Source organism: Psychrobacter sp. UBA3480 (assembly GCF_002377945.1).
Lineage (GTDB): Bacteria > Pseudomonadota > Gammaproteobacteria > Pseudomonadales > Moraxellaceae > Psychrobacter.
Window position 1 is genome coordinate 42,864 of record NZ_DFQV01000022.1, and the last position, 17,669, is coordinate 60,532.

Here is a 17,669-nt window from a genome sequence, read left to right on the forward strand (position 1 = left end):
GGCTAGATTGTAAGTATTATGTCTGTTGTCAGCACAACGCATAACTGAGCTGCGCCGACAATATAATAAGCGTGTTGCTTATGCCGACATACTTTGTTCCGTTAAATTATTGTTGATGGGTAGGGTTAAGGTAAACACCGTGCCAACACCTTCAGTAGATGTGGCAGTAATCGTACCATTGTGTTGTTCCATGATTTGCTGACTGATTGCCATGCCGAGGCCAGTGCCTTCACCTGCCGCTTTCGTAGTAAAGAAGGGCTCAAATATCTGATCCAATACTGCTTGGCTCATGCCTTTACCATTATCAGTTACTTCAATGTAGACGTTGGTTTCATCAGCGTAGGTACGCACCTCAATCTTGTCATCAGGATTGCCCTCCATTGCTTGCGAAGCATTGTTCAATAGGTTAACTAATACCTGATTGATTTGCGATGGTGAGCATTTGATTTCAGGCGTTGACCCAAAGTTGGTGACAATATCTTGATGTCTGATAGAGTTCCCAGCGATTTTGAGAGAAGATTCTATACATTCTCGTACATCAATAGTCTTCACTTTTGACTCATCAAGGCGTGCAAAGTTACGTAAGTTGAGTACCATCTCGGTAATTTGTTCCACCCCAAACAAAGAGTCTTTAATCAGCTCTTTTAGCTCAGATGATAAGTCATCTTCTTCGATTTCATCCGAAGCACGGACAATATCTGCTAACAGTTTATCTATTTTGTCATCAGCAGCAGCCGTTTCAGATTGAACGCCTTTCAACCCTTGTACCAACTCAATCAGCTCTTCGTATTGCTCAGTCAATTGACCGATGATTTCGAGGTTGTTTTGTACATAAGATAATGGCGTATTTACTTCATGAGCAACGCCTGCAACCATTTGACCAAGTGTGGCCATTTTTTCAGAACGGATCAGCTGTAGCTGAGAGTTTTTAAGCTCTTTTAGTGTGTCTTGTAGTTCAGCGGTGCGTTCTTCGACTTTAACCTCTAGCTGTTGATTGATATTGGCAAGCTTACCTTCATTAGATTGGATACGATGGAGTAGCTCACTAATAGAGTGGTTTACTAGGCCAATTTCATTACGTCCACCTGAAAATTTGACGTCACTAAGCTTATTATATTGCTTATCATCGATGAGTTTTTCTGCGAGAGAGATTTTGTCCGTGGTCTTTTTCAATGGTTTGAATGCTAAGAATGTCAGCATGAAATAGATCAGTGCAGCGGTTATAAATAGCGCTAGCATGATTAAATTGATTAGGTTTTTGCTCAAGTTATCTGCGATAGCATTAACGGCAGCATCTGGTTGAACTACGATTAGTTTCCAGTAGGTCTCAGGAATCTGGAAAACATATGCCTGACTACCATTGTAGTAGCTGTCATTGGTTAGATCGAAACTTTGTAGCAAGCGACTGTCCATCGTGCTTGTATTGCTTGCATTAGCATTCAAATAAGCGGCGTAGTTGATAAGCTCAGAACTACTAACAGCAGTGGCCTCATTTTTATCAAGTGTTGCAATGACTTGTTGTATTTCAGGAGGCATTTTTGAGGCAATTTGTTTGATAATCTCATTATGCTGAGCATCTAAAAAATCTAAGATAGGTTGCCACGCAGGGTCTGAATCAATGACTTGTTTGATATCCAGTGGGACACCAGTCTCTTCGTCAATATAGTTCAAGCGCTCAGGGTTAGATGAAGCGATAACCTTATTACTGTTGTCAATCAATAAAATATAACCTGAGCCAGAGCTTTCACTCAGCTTAACGATGTTTTCTTGTAGCTGGTTGAGCGTAAAGTTAACGGTACTTGCACCCCAAAACTGATTGTCACGTTCAATAGCGACACCGCAGCTCATTGCCAATTCACCTTTGGTTTGAGTGGGGCTTACATCAGCCCATATACAGCCATTAGGTCTGAGTACTTTTACTTTGTTAAACCAGTTTTCAGTGTAATAAGGATTAGCAGGGTTTGGATCCGTTAATATTGCTCGGTAATCGCCATCTTGGCGCACCATCAAAAATGGATGAGTCGCTGTACTGTCTCCGAGCGCACCATTATCAGGCCAAATACCACCACTACCTAATAAGCTATAATCCCGCTTATCAAAAGCGTTAGCCGTGCTAGTCTGCAAAATATTTTCTTCGATTGGCAATGTTTGAGCGCTTTGCTGTAGTTGCAACGCGCTACGCATGACGCGATTGACATCAGCCGAGATGCTGTTGACGGCGGTATTCCCTCGTTGAGCCACTAGTTTTCCTGACTCAAGTCTGATTTTTTCATAGCCTTCTTTTTCGACAATGTAAACCACAACGGCAACAACAACGGCAAAAGCAAGAAACAAGATAATGGTAACTTGGGTACTGACTTGGTTAAATAAGCCAACTTTTTTGGAGGCACTCATAAATGTATTCATCCTTGAATTATATAAAGTACAAAAAATACGATTAGCAGTATTTTTAGTATAAAAAGAGCTGCGATTATTAATGCTGAATAATTTGATGTCCAAATATCTGAATAAGTAGCACAACGATGTGAAGCCGTTACTTCTAAGGAAGGGCGCAACCCATAAACCTATATGTTTATCTACAAACTAAGTCCCTATAACAAATAGTAAATCCATCTACCTGTGAACATTGATAGCGGTCGATAAGTAGAAGGAAAGTGCTAAATACTATTTTTTTAGTTATAAACATGAACAATTGACATAACGAAAAACACATCTATTTTCATAAAGTAACAGTATAGAAACAATTTTCTGATGTAAATGTTTTTTCTATACTTGCGAGTCGTTATCTTATTGTTTTATATGACCAACTTATGCTTAGCATTCGCGTCATCTTGTATGAATCTGCTCTTGAAAAGTCAACTTAACGCACTCATCTACCCGCTAACGTTATATAATGGTTGGGCTGAACGATTGGCTTGATTGGTGTTGTGGCACTTCTTCTATGTCTTTTTGACATTTTATGGTGTGAACAACCTTATTTAGCTATTGTTAGCCGCCATTGCTGTTTTTCTAAGCTATCTATCTAATTTCTTACTACCTGAGTACAAAAGACATCGCCTTATGACTATCTCTATTGCTTCATTGCACAGTACTGAATTCGCCGTTGGTCAACGTTATTTATCTGATACGGAGTCTGAGCTTGGCTTAGGTGTGGTCATCGATGTTGACGACCGATGTGTGCATATTTTATTTCCGCAAAGTGAAGAGACACGCGTCTACGCAAAAAACTCTGCGCCATTATCGCGCGTGGTGTTTAAAGTGGGCGATAGCATCTACGACCAAGATGGCAAAAGCTATACGGTCAATGCCGTTGATGAAGTGATGGGCGTACTTAAATATGGCGTCGATGAGCACGAGCGCGGCATCATGGAAACCCGCCTTGCTGCCAATATCACATTGGCCAAGCCGCTTGAGCGTTTGCTTGCTGGCCGTATTGAGCGCGGTGATTGGTATGAGCTGCGTCAAGACATCTTGCGCATGCAGTCAGCGCTAGCAGGCCACCCACTAAAAGGGTTGATGGGTGCACGTGTCGATATCATCGAGCATCAGCTATATATTGCACATGAAGTCGGTAAGCGTATCGCACCGCGTGTACTACTGGCTGATGAAGTTGGCCTTGGTAAGACCATCGAAGCGGGCATGATTATTCATCAGCAGTTGCTAACAGGTAAAGCTGAGCGTGTGTTGATTTTAGTGCCCGATAGCTTGCAGTATCAATGGATGATTGAGCTGCGTCGTCGCTTTAATCTAAACTTTGCCTTGTTTGATCTAGTGCGTACTGCGGCTATTAAAGAACACGACCCTGAACAAAACGTCTTTGCCACTGAGCAATGTATCATCGGTGGTATGGATCTATTGCTCGATCACCCAGACTTATATGATCAAGCGATGGATGCAGGGTTTGATTTATTAGTCGTCGATGAGGCGCATCATCTGCATTGGGATGAAGCACAGGGCGGCAATGATAAGTATGACTTGATTGCGGATTTCGCCGAAGAAACACCGGGTGTGATGCTATTGACAGCAACGCCGGAGCAGCTTGGTGCGCAAAGTCACTTTGCCCGTCTGCGTTTGCTTGATCCAGATCGTTTTGATGATTTGGATGAATTTATCGATGGTCAGGAAGCCTTCGCAGAGACAGCAGCAGTTGCTGGCGTCTTGATAGAAGAAAAGCCATTGAATGAAGGTCAAATTGCTGCTTTAAGCAGCTTGCTAGATATTAGTATTGAAGAGCTATCCTCAATCAATGAAGATGAAAAACTACGAACGCATGCGCTAAACGAGCTATTAGATCGTCATGGTACAGGTCGTATCTTGTTCCGTAATACGCGTGAGAGTGTCAAAGGTTTCTATGGCCGTAGTAGTCAGCCATATCCATTGCCACTACCTGAGGCATGGAAAAACAGCTATCAAACCAATGGTAAGTTGCGTGAGCAGCTATGGGGCGAAGAAAACCAACCAGATGGTGGCTGGCTAGAAGATGACCCACGCGTTTCTTGGTTGATTGATATCTTACGTGGTGAGCTGAAGCATCAAAAAGTCCTATTAATCGCTCGTAGTGGGGCGACGGTAGAGAGTTTAGAAGCGGTATTGCGTCTGCATGCAGGTATCAAAACAGCTATCTTTACTGAGCAGATGACTTTGCTTGAGCGTGACCAAGCGGCCGCATTCTTTGCTGATAGTGAAGGCGCGCAGATATTACTGTGTTCAGAGATTGGTTCAGAGGGTCGTAACTTCCAGTTTGCAAGCCAATTAATACTATGGGATCTACCTGCTAATCCAGATACGTTAGAGCAGCGTATCGGCCGTCTAGATCGTATCGGTCAGACACAGCAAATCATGCTACATGTGCCTTATGTGCAAGGTACAGCGCAAGAGCGTCTGTATCAGTGGTATAACGATGCGCTGAACATGTTCAATCAGATATCGCCTACGGCACAAAGCGTGCAAGAGCAATATATCCAAGAGCTTAAGCCTATGCTTGAGGGTGCTGATACCGCTGAAAATAATGTCATCTTGCAAGACATCATTGACGAGGCGCTACAGACACGTTTAGGACTAGAAGCACAGCTACAAGCTGGTCGTGACCGTCTGCTAGAGTACAACTCATGCCGTCCGCGTGTCGCTGGTCGTATCGCCGATGCTATGCGTGACTTCGATGGTAATAATTTGCTGCCGCACTTTATTGAGCGTTTCTTTGCGTCTGCCAATATCGATCACAACATCCAACGTGATGGCTCGTGGGTTATCGCGCCTATCGATAGCACTGAGATCAGTGACTATATTGATGGTTTGCCACTTGGTGATGAAGACGGTATGACGTTGACCTTTGAGCGTGAGCAAGCGCTTCAACGTGAAGATATCGAGTTCATCACTCATGAGCATCCATTGATGCGTGCGATTTATGAGCTAGCGAGCACTAGCACTTTTGGTAACACGACAGTTGCTATGCTAAAAAGTGCCGCTGTCCCGCAAGGTATGGTACTGCTAGAGGTGAACTTCCGTGTTGAAGCAATCGCGCCAAAAGTGCTTAATCTGCCAGCGACTTTGTCCACGCAAAATATCCGTGTCTTTATCAGTGAGCAGGGCAGTGACTTATCGGCTCGTATCAGTGCTGAGATGATTATGCCGCACGTTGAGCGATTAGACAAAAACCGTGCCCGCCAAGTTATTAAAGTACGCGGCGATGTGATCGAGCAGCGTTATTACGAAGCTGAAGACATTGCTCGTCAGCAGATTGCTGAGATTGGTAAGCAAGCAAGTAGCCGCTTTAGCCAGCAGTGGTCACGCGAAATTAAACGTTTAAAACATCTACAGACGATCAATCCAAACGTACGTCCTGAAGAGATTGAGCGTTTAGAGCAGCTCAAAGCTCAAGGTGAGCAGGCACTTGGTAACTTGTCATTAGTGCCGGATTCTATTCGCGTACTCGTAGCAGTTAAGCCATAAATATCGGCGTATTTGTCAAAAACGAGGTGTTGTTATGCATCTCGTTTTTTTATGGTTGAGATTGCTTGTTTTGCTCTTTAGTTGCGACTTGTCTGGCAAAAACAGACAAGCAATACTTATGAGTAAGCCGACAGTAACTAGTCAAAGCTACCAATATTGGGTAAGATGTTTACCTTTTCTATAGAAAATAAATATTCGGTGATAACATCGCTAACGATGTCTGTATGTTTATTTTAAGGTCTCCTTCGACAGATCTTAACAAGTGATCTCGCATTATTTTACATTCAAATATGATGGCTATATGGCATCAATATCATCAGATGCTGAGCGTTTTTGATAAAAATAAGGAAACATATCGTCATGTCCGATAATCTACAACTGATTGATGAGCTGCTGGCTACTATCGCGCTTATTGAAGTTACCCCTGATGTGTTTGAGGGTAAAAGCCATGACTATGTGGGCAGTCGTATATTTGGTGGGCAAGTGCTCGCTCAAGCGATTATGGCAGCGGCGCATACATTAGATAAAGACAAACCTTGTCACTCACTGCATGGATATTTTTTGCGTGGTGGCGATATCAACCAACCGGTGATATATCAAGTCCGTCGTTTGCGTGATGGTCGTAGCCTGTCTGCACGTGAAGTCACCGCTATTCAGTACAAAGAAGTACGTGGTAAGCCGCCTGTTGAGCAAGTAATATTTTCAATGATTGCTTCGTTTTCACCGATGGAAGATGGGCTTGAGTATCAAGAAGATATGCCTGTCTATCCACCGCCAGAAGACTTGCTGACAGAGCAAGATTTAAAAGAAGAGAATGTCGGAAAAGTGCCAGAAGCGCTAAAAGCAAGATTTATGCGCCGCCGTCATGTCGAGATTAAGCCAGTTAAGCCGCGTAATCCGATTAGCCCAGAACCAATGAAACCTAAGCAAGCAAACTGGCTACGCATTCGTGAATTGGGCAATCAGCCAGTGGCTGTTCAGCAGGCACTATTGGCATTTTCGTCGGATTTTTATTTGGTTGGCACAGGGCTGATGTCACATGGTGTGAGTTTTATGACCAGTGGTCTACAAGCTGCCAGTATCGATCACTCAATGCATTTCCATCGTGATTTTGATTTGAATAAATGGATGCTGTATGACATGTGGAGTGATACCACGTCTAATGCGAAAGGATTGAATCATGGTCAGTTTTGGCAAGATGGCAAACTGGTCGCTACCGTGCAACAAGAAGGACTCATGCGTTTACGTGTGCCAAAGTCTTAGAGTGCTGTAGGCTCAGCTGCCTTTAGATTGTCATCATAAAAAAGCGACTCGTTATTAATAGTGAGTCGCTTTTTTTTATTCCAATTTTTATTCTAAGATTTTAACCATCGCGCGAGGTAGCCCTAGGCTGTCTTGCGCTTTTTGTTCGGTTAGCCACTTAAATTCCATTTCAGCCGCTGCTAACTTCTGATTTAACTCAGTTACCTGCGTCGCGTCAATCGTCAATTTACGCGGGGTTAGATACCAGTGAAAGTGCGTCAGTGAATGCTTGATAGGGGCGTCATCGAGTAAAGTATTGCTAACTGATTTTGCCACCAGTTTATTTTTTATCAGCCATTCATTAATGATTTGCTCAGCGGTAGTAAACTCTGCTTCGTATACTTTTTCATTACTACGTACGTCATTTGGCATATTCGATAGTTTGTCATCGTTAGCTAGTGTCTTTTTAACGGTAGCCTTGTTATTAGTTTTACCGTCAACTTTTTCCACGAACTGTAACGGCAAACTCCATAATCCACCCCAGATGCCGTTGTCAGGGCGTTGTAGCCATAGAATGTTGCCATTCGTGTCTGTAATCAATAAGGCATTACTAAACTTACTGGGTTTGGGCTGCTTTTTTGCTTTGACGGGATAGTCAGTTTCGCGTCCTTGCGCATGGGCTAGGCAGTCTTCTTTTAATGGACATAATAGACACGCAGGCTTGCTACGGGTACATAATGTCGCGCCCATATCCATCATAGCTTGCGCAAATAGTCCTGAGCTTTCTGTCGGTGTCAGTCGCTCTGCCAATACCCATAAATCTTTGGTGGTAGCAGATTTAGTGATATCGCCGTCGATAGCGGCCCAACGTGTCAGCACTCGTTTGACGTTACCATCGCAAATGACGCCATAATGATGTAATCCCATCGCCATAATCGCGCCAGCGGTCGATGGCCCAACGCCAGAAATCGCTTCCCATCCTGCTAGTGTCTGCGGAAACTCGCCTGTCTCATCGATTACCTCAACCAACTGCTTAGCTCCTTTATGCAAATTACGCGCGCGCGCATAGTAGCCAAGTCCTGCCCAATGCTCCGCTACGGTATCCCATTCTGCTGCGGCCAAGTCCTGCACGGTCGGAAACGACGTCATAAAACGTGCAAAGTAGGGCAGTACAGTGGTCACTTGCGTTTGCTGAAGCATGACTTCTGATAACCAAACGATATAAGGATTGGGTGTATCGGTTTGATGCTGTTGCCAAGGTAAATCATGGCGACCATTTTCGGCAAACCAATCGAGTAGGCGTGGGGCGAAGGAGTTTAGAGAGGACTCAGGTTGAGAGAATAAAGTAGGCAAGAATAATCCTTGTCAATTAATAAAAAATATTAGACCATAAAAGGTTAACTAATTTATGGGGTGGGCTGACTCGCTATGCAATGGTTTGTTATTTTTAAAGAAGAGTATTAGTTAGTTATTATGTGTTTTGCACTTTCGGTTTGATAATAAGTAGAACCAGTGTTTCCATTAATAGTTTAGGAGATAGTATCTTGTCAGCACAAACCTTTTTTGTCTGGGATATCCAGCAAGTTACTTGTATACCAAGTAAAGACAGCTCATGGGAACAAGCAACGCACGACTTTGAAGCTTTGCGCCAGCAGCCAGTGGATACTATCAGCCCAAATATCATTGAGCTGGCAGATCGTCTCGTGGACGAAGCCAGAACCTCGGATTATTCAGAAGTCTTTTATGAAGCCTACGTAAATACAAATTTAGAGATGAAAACACATCCTAAGACCGCTTGCGTCGCCATACCCACACCTGAAGCACTGCACGGTGAAGCGCTAGATGTTATCGCCCCTTTATGTGAAGAATTAGGGCTAGTGTTTTATGACACGCGGGGTATGGTCGCCTATCCAGATGGTACGATCTATCCGCCTAACATCGCACGAGGGATGACACTGCTAAAAGAAAAGCGGGCGCTTGCAAAACAGTCTGCCGACATCTATAAGCCAGAGGCAGACGTTCCCAGAGATAGAGAAGATTTTGAAAAAATACTGCACCCATTCATGCATGATTGCTTAGAACGCTATGGTTATCAAACCAGCCAAATATCAAGCGCTAACGTTAATGACTCTCTTAAAGTCGATGGTTGTACTAAAGCCATGCCTTATGGTCATGTGCGTCTAACCGGAGGAGCGGAAGGTAAGAACGGCTATTTTAGATTAAAAATTCATACGTATTTTGTATCATCAGCGTTTGAAGAGATTTATGACAAAGTATCGCCGCCAACTGAGCTTAGACAGCAGTTTCCTTATTTAAAGCTACATTACATTAATGTATGCGATAGAAACTTTGCAGATAAGCAAAAACAGATTCCTGAGTTTATCAATACTGAGTTTGCCAGTAAACTGGATGAAGTAGATAAAATAGCCAGCTATAATCAACTTTTTTTGTTACTGCACAACAGGATTGCAAGAGGGCACAGCTATGGTGAGTGTGTGGATAAACACCTTATTTTAGCCAAACTTGCAGGTCGAGAGGACTTCGATAATTTGGTTATACAGTATCGTGATCTGATAGATAACTCACCAAACGAGTATGCTAAGAATAGAATGAATGAGCGTTGGGATAGGCTTTTAGAGATTTTATCTACCGTAGAGCCATTAGAGTAGCTGATTATGACTGAATATGCTTTGTTTTATGTTTGGGATGCGAGTTTGGGTGATGGCGATGAGTATCTGCCTATCTCTTACGATAGTGCAGGTGTATTACTACCGCAGCTGCTAGAGGTAGAGGTCAGCGCTCATAGTGAAAACATATTAAAATTCGCCACTGAGCTACAGCAATTTGCCCATGAAGGTGATTTATCATTCGAGCTATCATTAGCATTTGGAGCAACGGTCGCTCATGTACAGCTACAGGATACCTTTGCTGTCTCTCTGCCGCTGCCAGATAGTAATATGCAAGAAGCTGCTAGAGTAATTGCACCATTGGCAAAGAAACATGGGTTGGTGTTTTATTATTTGCTAGGGTTGGTTTCTTTGCCTGACGGGAAAATTTTCACTTCTACATGATTGGTCTTACGTTTATTAAACCTACTTCCTATTCTTCCGTGTTTTCAAACGACGCAAGCGCTTTTCTTCCTCTTTCGCCTTTTTCTTCTCTTCAGCAGCGATGCGCTGTTCTGCGACGACGATTTCTTCAGCTTCAGTCATTGCTGGTGTTTCTAGCGTGATGCGACCAATCTTCGCGCTACGCAATTCGTTAATGAGAATCTCAGACATACGATAAGTATCGACTTGGTTGCCCGCGCGTACACAGCCGCGATTACGTCCAGCCACTTCAAAAAACTCCCAATCAGTCTTTGGCAGCTCTTCAATTTTATAGCGGGTTTTTAGCAGCTCAGGATAGGCTTGCATTAGGTACTCAGCGGTATAGCTTGCCACATCAGCGAAGTCAAAAGCCGTATCACGAATACCGCCTGTCGCTGCTAAACGATAGCCTGAGTTTTCGTTTTCGACTTTTGGCCATAGCATACCGGGCGTGTCATAGAGCATGATGTCATCGTCTAGTTTAATCAGCTGCTGTGACTTGGTCACGGCCGGCTCGTCACCTGTCTTTGCTACAGCGCGACCTGCTAGCGTATTGATCAGCGTTGATTTACCAACGTTTGGGATACCCATGATCATTGCTTTGATTTGACGACCAGTCCCGACTTTATTAGGTACGAGATGCTTACAGATGGCGATGATGCGTTTTACATCATTGGCTTTTTCAGTATCGCAAGCGATGGCTTTGACCCCATCTTGCTGCTCGAGATAATCCATCCATGCTTGAGTCAACTCAGGATCGGCAAGGTCAGCTTTGTTTAGGATTTTGATAACAGGTTTTTCGCCGCGTAGTGCTGCGACCATTGGGTTTTCACTACTATACGGAATACGCGCATCGATGACCTCGATGACCAAATCCATCTGCGGCATGACTTCTTTGATTTCGTTACGGGCTTTGTTCATATGCCCAGGGAACCACTGAATACTTGCTCTCTTATCCATCTGCTTTCATAACCTTTTATAAAAAATGCTAAAAGTAAAACAATCAACGTTTACTTTCTAATGGTGTCCAGTTTACTACAGAACCACCTTGCTCACGGCACAATTTCACCCAACCAGCTTTGTCATGACGCCTGATTTTGGTTTTCTGTTTCCTCATGCGTGGGTGGTAGTGGGGCAAGGTAACCAATTAATAGTATTAAACTGCCTGCGCCAAGGAAGGATATCACTCGCCAAATTGCTTCAGTCTGTGACAAATCTACCAAGACTAGCTTAAGTACGACGATACCTAACAACCCAATACCCATAAACCAAAGCGCACGTTGCCAATAGCGACTCGCCATGATGGTGGCGACCAATGCCAAGAGCGTCCATAGGATCGTCAGTCCTGTTTGTACTTGTTCGCTCTGCCATGCACCGCCTTGATAGTCATTCCAAAGTGGCGTGCCAATAAAGGCGTGTAGCGTTCTGACCAACATGCTGGAGATTAACCAAAAGCTGATCAGCCCCAATACAATTAACAGACTTTCAGCGTTGAATACGTGCTTAGATTTGGCAGTTGCACCCGATTCTATAACGATTTCACTGTGACGGCGTTGGCTGATGTAATACAGACTAAAACCAACCGATAGCGTCAGCCATGATGTGATGTCATATAGGTTGAATAATGGAAAATAAGACAGTCCCCAAATCACACCGTCATAAGACCAATTAGTAAGCACAACCCACAGTAAAGCAATGGGAGTAAAGATGGCAGCGCATCCTAATAGTGCCTGTTGCCAATCAAACCAGTACAGTAGACCTTGTTCCGAAACTTTATTAGTTGATGTATTTTCTGCATTTTGATTGATATAACGATGGTTGAACCATAACCCAAATAATATGAGTACTGCTGAAAACAAGAAAGCCATCACGCCATCAGAGTCTGGTAGGCCATAATGCGCCGCGGCAGCGATAAGTAAGATGCCTGTACCTAGCCAACTTGCAGCATTATAACGTGAGGTATTGTTGTTATCGGACAATGTATCAGATAATGTATCAGACCATGTTTTTAGCCATAGCTGCCCCATGACTAACCAACCGATTATTAAGCCTACAAACACCAACCATTCTGCTGTTGCCCATGTTAAATTTCGCTCAAATTTTTGTGGCAGTTGCAGTATTAGCATGAAGTAGAACAGGGCTAGTAATCCATGACTAAGCTGTCTAATTTCCGCCCACGGACGATAGCGATTGATGACCCAATAGGCGATCAAGCTGATGAGTGCTGCCAGTGCAATTACCGTCGTGCTTGATTGCCAGATATCAAACCAATGATGCAAATCAAGCATCAGTACTTGTAGCATCCAAGCCATCGCGGTCAATGTTAAAAATTTGGTTAATCTAGGGCTATGCCAAACAAATTTGAATACGCGGCTCTGATTATTGATTGAGGTCAGCCATTGATGCGCAGCTTGGTCACTGACACCCAGTGCATGCGCGTAGCTGGTTAACGCATCTGATGTGCCGTCCAGTGATTGTATGACTGAGGATTGAGATTGTAGGACCGAGGATTTTGTAGTGCCTTTATTGTTAAGGCTATTAAGTTTGTTACTACTATCTAAGCTATTAAGCAGCACAGCAGGGGAGTTGCTAGCGCGTAATATAAAGACGGTCGCTAAATAACTGAGCGCTGAAATACTAAAGGCTAAAACAGGATAGTCTTTGCTGGAGAATATCGCTGTCGTCACTAGCATACCAATGCTGACGAGCTGTAATAGTAATCCGAATAACACCGACCAAGACCGCAGCGAACGCCTGCCAAACCATACTAGCGCCAACCCTTGTACGGACCAACCAAAAGCAATCCATTTAGCATCTAGCGCTAGCGGAATAACGAGCGCAAAAAATCCTAATCCCAACGCCAGCATCCCTTCGGTGATTAAAGCATAGCGTCTACTGCGCTGGATGAACAGCCAACCCACCCCAAGATAAACCGCAGCCAAAATGGCACTGGTAATCGTAAGGGCGTTAGAGATGTCGTTTAATAAGGCAGAAAATAAGCCAAAGGCCAGTAGTGGTACTGAAAACAGTAAACCCGTATCAATAGGGAATACATAGGAGCTGCCTATATGGGCTTTGTCTAAGTGCTTTGTATCATCTGTATTATCAGCATGACTGAGTTTTTTCTCGTTTAGCGCATTATAGGTGATGATTTGCTGGGCATAATGAATGACGACAAACAAGTAAAGCAGCCAGTGTAAGGTTACTAATGCTACCAATGCCCAGCGCTGCGTTTCAATGACGGCGCTCAGGTTTTCGCTGATACCCCAATAGTATGCCAAGCCAAATGTCACAGTCACACCGAATAGATTCAATATTTTCCATGGTCGATAGTGAGCGATGACGGCAATGGTGACGTTTAATAGTAGGTAGTAGCTGAATAAGGTGACTAAGCTGCCAGTATCTTCACTGGTCAAAATCGGTGCAAAAAATCCACCCGATAATGCCAACAATGCTAATGGGAAGGCGTTTTGACGTACGGCGAGGGCAATGGTAATGGCAGACAATAACCCAAGCCCGATAAAGCTCGGGATACTAGGAATGATTTCATAAACGCTGTATGCAAAAAAGGTGCTCAAATATGCAATGGCTAAACCTGCACCTTGTAAAGTAATACCATAAGAAAAGCGTTTTGCCGTCAGCTTTAACCCAAGCGCTGCTAATGCTAACCCTATAACGCCAACTGCTATCAACTTCGTGGCAATCGAAATCTCGATATATTCGCTTAATAAGCGAAGCAAAAGCACTACGCCTACCAGCAGCACCAGTACGCCGACTCGCACGACCAAATTGCCACCGAAAAACCAGTTTTCGATTGAATGAATGAGCGAGGTCACAATAGGCAATGAGCGTTCATCAGGCTCAATCGGTGCGGTAGGCGCTGTGTTTTCCGTATTTATCGAGGCGTTATCGTCTATAGATTTATCGTCATAGATGTTTGATGCTGCATGTATAGTTGAGTTTGAAGCAACGGTATGAAGCGGTGGAGGTGATACAGGTAGCCGATTATCCGGAGAAGAGTGTTGTGAATCTAAAGCTATTTCTTTAGCATCATGGTCTTTAGTGTTACTGTCTTTAGGAATATTGTCTTTAAAATCGTGATCGTTAGTAGCAGTGTTGCGCGCATAATTGCTTCCATCGACGAAAGGTGTAGATGGAGGCGACATACTACGCTGTCTTTGCTGCTCAAGCTCAGCTTGCAGCGTCGTCACATCACGGCGTAAATGTTCGATTTTTCGAGCTATCCTAGTAAATAACGCGACCACTACGATCAATAAAATCGTAAAAGCCAGCCAGCCCAACTGGGTCACCATTAGATACAACATCTTCGTCACTCAATCCAGTTTATAGTAAAGTGATAATGACGTGATTTGATAAGAAGCACAAGACTACTCTGATTACTGGGCTAAAAGACAGGTGCTAAAACGCTGCTCAAAATAAAAGGGTAGCTTAATAATTAAGCTACCCTTCTTGATGAGTTTTATACCAGATCTTTTTTATGCCAAATTGGCTTTCATAAACTCAATCATATTTTCCCAGCTTTGTTTAGCAGCGGCTTCATTGTAACCAAGATCTACTTCATTTTTGGCTGCACGCTCATCGGCATGCGGATTGGTAAAGCCATGTTTGGCATTGTCATAAACGTCGATAGTGTAATCAACATCAGCTGCATCTAGCTCTGATTTTAGACCTTCGATAGCATCCATTGATACCATTGAGTCGTCACGACCATGAGCAACCAACACTTTTGCCGCAAAGTTTTTATCTGCTGGCTGTTTTGGGGTTGGGTTACCATGGAACGTAGCAACCGCTTTTAGTGGCATGCCTTCGCGAGCCATATCTAGTACAACTTTACCACCGAAGCAGTAACCGATTGCACCTAGGTTGTCACCATCGACTGATAACTGATCGCTGAAATCATTCAAAATTAAGCGGCAGCGTGCCATTAGCATGTCTTGATCGGCCAGTACTTGCTCCATCCACATGTTTGCCATTGCGGCATCGGTGGTTAGTTTGCCTTCGCCGTAAACGTCCATAGCGACTGCTGCATAACCTGCTTCTGCCAAACGCTCAACCACTGATTTTGGATGATCGACTACGCCCCACCATTCTGGTGCAACCAAAATACCTGCTGCTGGATTTTCATCTGAAGCGTTCTCTGGTAGTGCTACATAACTGATAAGCTCTACACTGTTTTCGGTAGTACTGATTAATTCAAACGTCTTAATTGACATATTATTGTCCTTTTTTATGTTGTGAGTTTTAATTATTCGTCATTGTGATGGTTCGTTTTTCTAACTCGTACTACCTTAACGCCCATGTCTAGCAAAAACAGCTATAATACTGTAACGCTCTTTATCAAAATGCTACTGCGACTTTATGACTATAAATTTGTTAAACAAAAATAATGACCAATCTGACTTGAACTTAGATCTCGATGCAGCGGCCAAGCCTGCGCAATCGGTGAGTTTGTTCCCTGATAGTACCGTTGTCGATTCTGCTGACTCTAAATCTGAACCACTACGCCCGCAGTTTTGGTCGCGATTTGCGTTAACAGAACTAAACCATAGCGAGTGGGAAGCGTTGTGCGATGGTTGCGGCAGTTGCTGCTTGATTAAGTACATCGATGAAGATGAAAGCGGCAATGTGGATGAGGAGCTGGTCGAATATACCGATGTCACCTGCCAGTTGATGGACTGCGCGACAGGATATTGCAGTCACTATGCGACGCGTCAGGAGCACGTGCCAGACTGTATTCAGCTGACTATGGATAACTTACCCAAGATGATGTGGCTACCATCGCACTGCGCTTATAAGCGTTTGTATAAAGGGCAGGGCTTACCAAGTTGGCATTTATTATTGACTGGGGATGCTGTGGTGACACAACAACAGATGCGAGCGGCCAACGTGGGCGTCGCCGGTCGCTGTGTCACGGAAATCGGTATGTCTGATGAAGAGATGGAAACGCGGGTGATTAACTGGGTTAACCCTTAGTCGACATTTAGTTAGATGCTTGGGCAGTAGATTTGGCTTTTGCTTCGGCACTGGCTTGCGAGTTAGCCAATGCTGGTATCGGAATATCTTGACGAATCTGCTGTGAGAATTTACGGCTGTTTTTATCTCTATCGACATTAGACTGTGAGTTGACTTGATTATCAAAGCCTTTTGCCTTTGGGTTGATGTGAGTGCGCTCATACCACGTACTCATTGACCAAGGCTGGTTGTCCTTTTCGGGTACCGCATCCAACATGCCTACATCATATAGATAGTTCGGTAACCAACCAGAAACCCAAATCCGATAATCCCATGGCAAACGATCGCCACTAACAATACGCGCCATATAAAAGATAATATTGGTACAGTTGCTGATTAATGTATTGTACCAAGCAGGTTTAGCGTTCAAATCATCAGCCGCAGTCAGATAAGATTCAAACAGTGACCTCACTTCATGTTGTTGCAAATTGCTAATAGGAAACAGATAAACCTGCTCGCCGCGCGCATTGCTACGGGTATAGATAATATCGCGCTCTTCTGCGGCAATCAGGCTCAGCTCATAACGTCGAAAAAACCCAGCCAGCGCTGAAAAAGACTCGCCATCTTCTTTACGTATCTCAAATGAGAAGGCAAGTGGTCTATCATCTTCAAATCGAAAGCTAACTAAGGTATGAGCAATTAGCGGCCCCATCCAATAAGAGTTAGTCACATCAACGCCAGAGAGTTTAGACAAATCAATCGTACGGGTATCCCAATGCTCGGTAGCGTCTTCTTCCGTTTGCCAATCAAAGTTACGAACATTGGTTAAGGTAATCAAGTCAGGATTGGTCGCATCGCGTTCATAAGAGACCCGTTGGTCGACCTCAGCCATCCATTCTCGATCTTGTTTCGGTTCGATAGAAAAGAACCAACCTAGACCTACCAGCCAAATAGCGCCATATACGCCGATAAGCAGCTTGGTTGCTGTGCCTTTACCAATTGATTTTTTATTAGACAATGAGTCACTTTGCAATATTTTTGTGACAGCATCCCAATAACGCGTACTTAGCAGCGCAGCTAATATACTTACAATCGCTATTGTCGCAAGCCAAGTCAATACTGAGCTGACGCCGTATTGATACCAAATCGCGAGTAACAACCATACTACTGATAACAATAACGTAACGGCAATTAAAAAAGTCACAAGACGCTGGCGCCATGTAGGCTTTGGCTGTTTACGTTCTAATGTTTTGCGTTTTAAGTCCAGACTCTCTAAACCACGGTTCTCTAAACCACGACTGTCTGTCTGTCGACTGGGTGAACGCGACGAGAGTAAGCGAGAAAAAACGGAACGTAGCGACATAGGGTTTGCTTTGATGAATAAAGGCTTTGACCATAGCAAAGTTTATAACACGC

The 17,669-nt window shown here is 43.8% G+C and carries 11 protein-coding genes; 5 read left to right on the forward strand and 6 right to left on the reverse strand.

Going from position 1 to position 17,669, the window contains the following annotated elements:
* Nucleotides 1–78: 78 nt before the first annotated feature.
* Complete coding sequence (locus B2863_RS10435) at nt 79–2,394, reverse strand: sensor histidine kinase (protein ID WP_296210173.1); 2,316 nt, start codon at nt 2,392–2,394, stop codon at nt 79–81.
* Nucleotides 2,395–3,060: 666 nt separating this feature from the next.
* Here B2863_RS10435 and rapA point away from each other — a divergent pair.
* Together rapA and B2863_RS10445 are read left to right on the forward strand one after the other, a co-directional pair.
* Nucleotides 3,061–5,949: an RNA polymerase-associated protein RapA gene (gene rapA / locus B2863_RS10440; RefSeq protein WP_296210176.1), complete on the forward strand. Its 2,889-nt coding sequence runs from the start codon at nt 3,061–3,063 to the stop codon at nt 5,947–5,949.
* 360 nt (nt 5,950–6,309) lie between these two features.
* Nucleotides 6,310–7,212, forward strand: a complete 903-nt coding sequence (locus tag B2863_RS10445) for an acyl-CoA thioesterase (RefSeq protein WP_296210179.1) — start codon at nt 6,310–6,312, stop codon at nt 7,210–7,212.
* Nucleotides 7,213–7,299: 87 nt separating this feature from the next.
* On the opposite strand, the gene mutY is transcribed toward B2863_RS10445, so the two are convergent.
* The gene (gene mutY, locus B2863_RS10450) at nt 7,300–8,544 is read right to left on the reverse strand and encodes an A/G-specific adenine glycosylase (RefSeq protein WP_296210182.1); all 1,245 of its coding nucleotides are present in this window, start codon (nt 8,542–8,544) and stop codon (nt 7,300–7,302) included.
* Nucleotides 8,545–8,735: 191 nt separating this feature from the next.
* Between mutY and B2863_RS10455 the strand changes: the two genes are divergently transcribed.
* Both B2863_RS10455 and B2863_RS10460 read left to right on the forward strand, forming a co-directional pair.
* Nucleotides 8,736–9,860, forward strand: coding sequence for a hypothetical protein (locus tag B2863_RS10455; protein ID WP_296210184.1), 1,125 nt, complete (start codon nt 8,736–8,738; stop codon nt 9,858–9,860).
* A gap of 6 nt (nt 9,861–9,866) precedes the next feature.
* Nucleotides 9,867–10,262, forward strand: coding sequence for a hypothetical protein (locus B2863_RS10460; protein WP_201607897.1), 396 nt, complete (start codon nt 9,867–9,869; stop codon nt 10,260–10,262).
* A 21-nt stretch (nt 10,263–10,283) separates the two neighbouring features.
* Here B2863_RS10460 and ylqF read toward each other — a convergent pair whose 3' ends face one another.
* From ylqF to B2863_RS10475, 3 genes are all read right to left on the reverse strand, one after another.
* Nucleotides 10,284–11,240 carry a ribosome biogenesis GTPase YlqF gene (ylqF, locus tag B2863_RS10465; protein ID WP_296210189.1) on the reverse strand — a complete coding sequence of 319 codons (957 nt, stop codon included), beginning with the start codon at nt 11,238–11,240 and terminating at the stop codon, nt 10,284–10,286.
* A gap of 122 nt (nt 11,241–11,362) precedes the next feature.
* On the reverse strand, nt 11,363–14,605 hold the full coding sequence (locus B2863_RS10470) for a DUF2339 domain-containing protein (protein ID WP_296210191.1): 3,243 nt from the start codon (nt 14,603–14,605) through the stop codon (nt 11,363–11,365).
* A 171-nt stretch (nt 14,606–14,776) separates the two neighbouring features.
* The gene (locus B2863_RS10475; protein ID WP_296210194.1) at nt 14,777–15,514 is read right to left on the reverse strand and encodes a dienelactone hydrolase family protein; all 738 of its coding nucleotides are present in this window, start codon (nt 15,512–15,514) and stop codon (nt 14,777–14,779) included.
* 229 nt (nt 15,515–15,743) lie between these two features.
* Here B2863_RS10475 and B2863_RS10480 point away from each other — a divergent pair, with 229 nt between their 5' ends.
* A complete protein-coding gene (locus tag B2863_RS10480) occupies nt 15,744–16,274 on the forward strand; it encodes a YcgN family cysteine cluster protein (RefSeq protein WP_414706939.1) in 531 nt (176 codons plus the stop codon).
* 7 nt (nt 16,275–16,281) lie between these two features.
* Here the strand turns inward: B2863_RS10480 and B2863_RS10485 are convergent, their stop codons facing one another.
* Nucleotides 16,282–17,616, reverse strand: coding sequence for a DUF4105 domain-containing protein (locus tag B2863_RS10485; RefSeq protein WP_296210197.1), 1,335 nt, complete (start codon nt 17,614–17,616; stop codon nt 16,282–16,284).
* Nucleotides 17,617–17,669 lie beyond the last annotated feature (53 nt).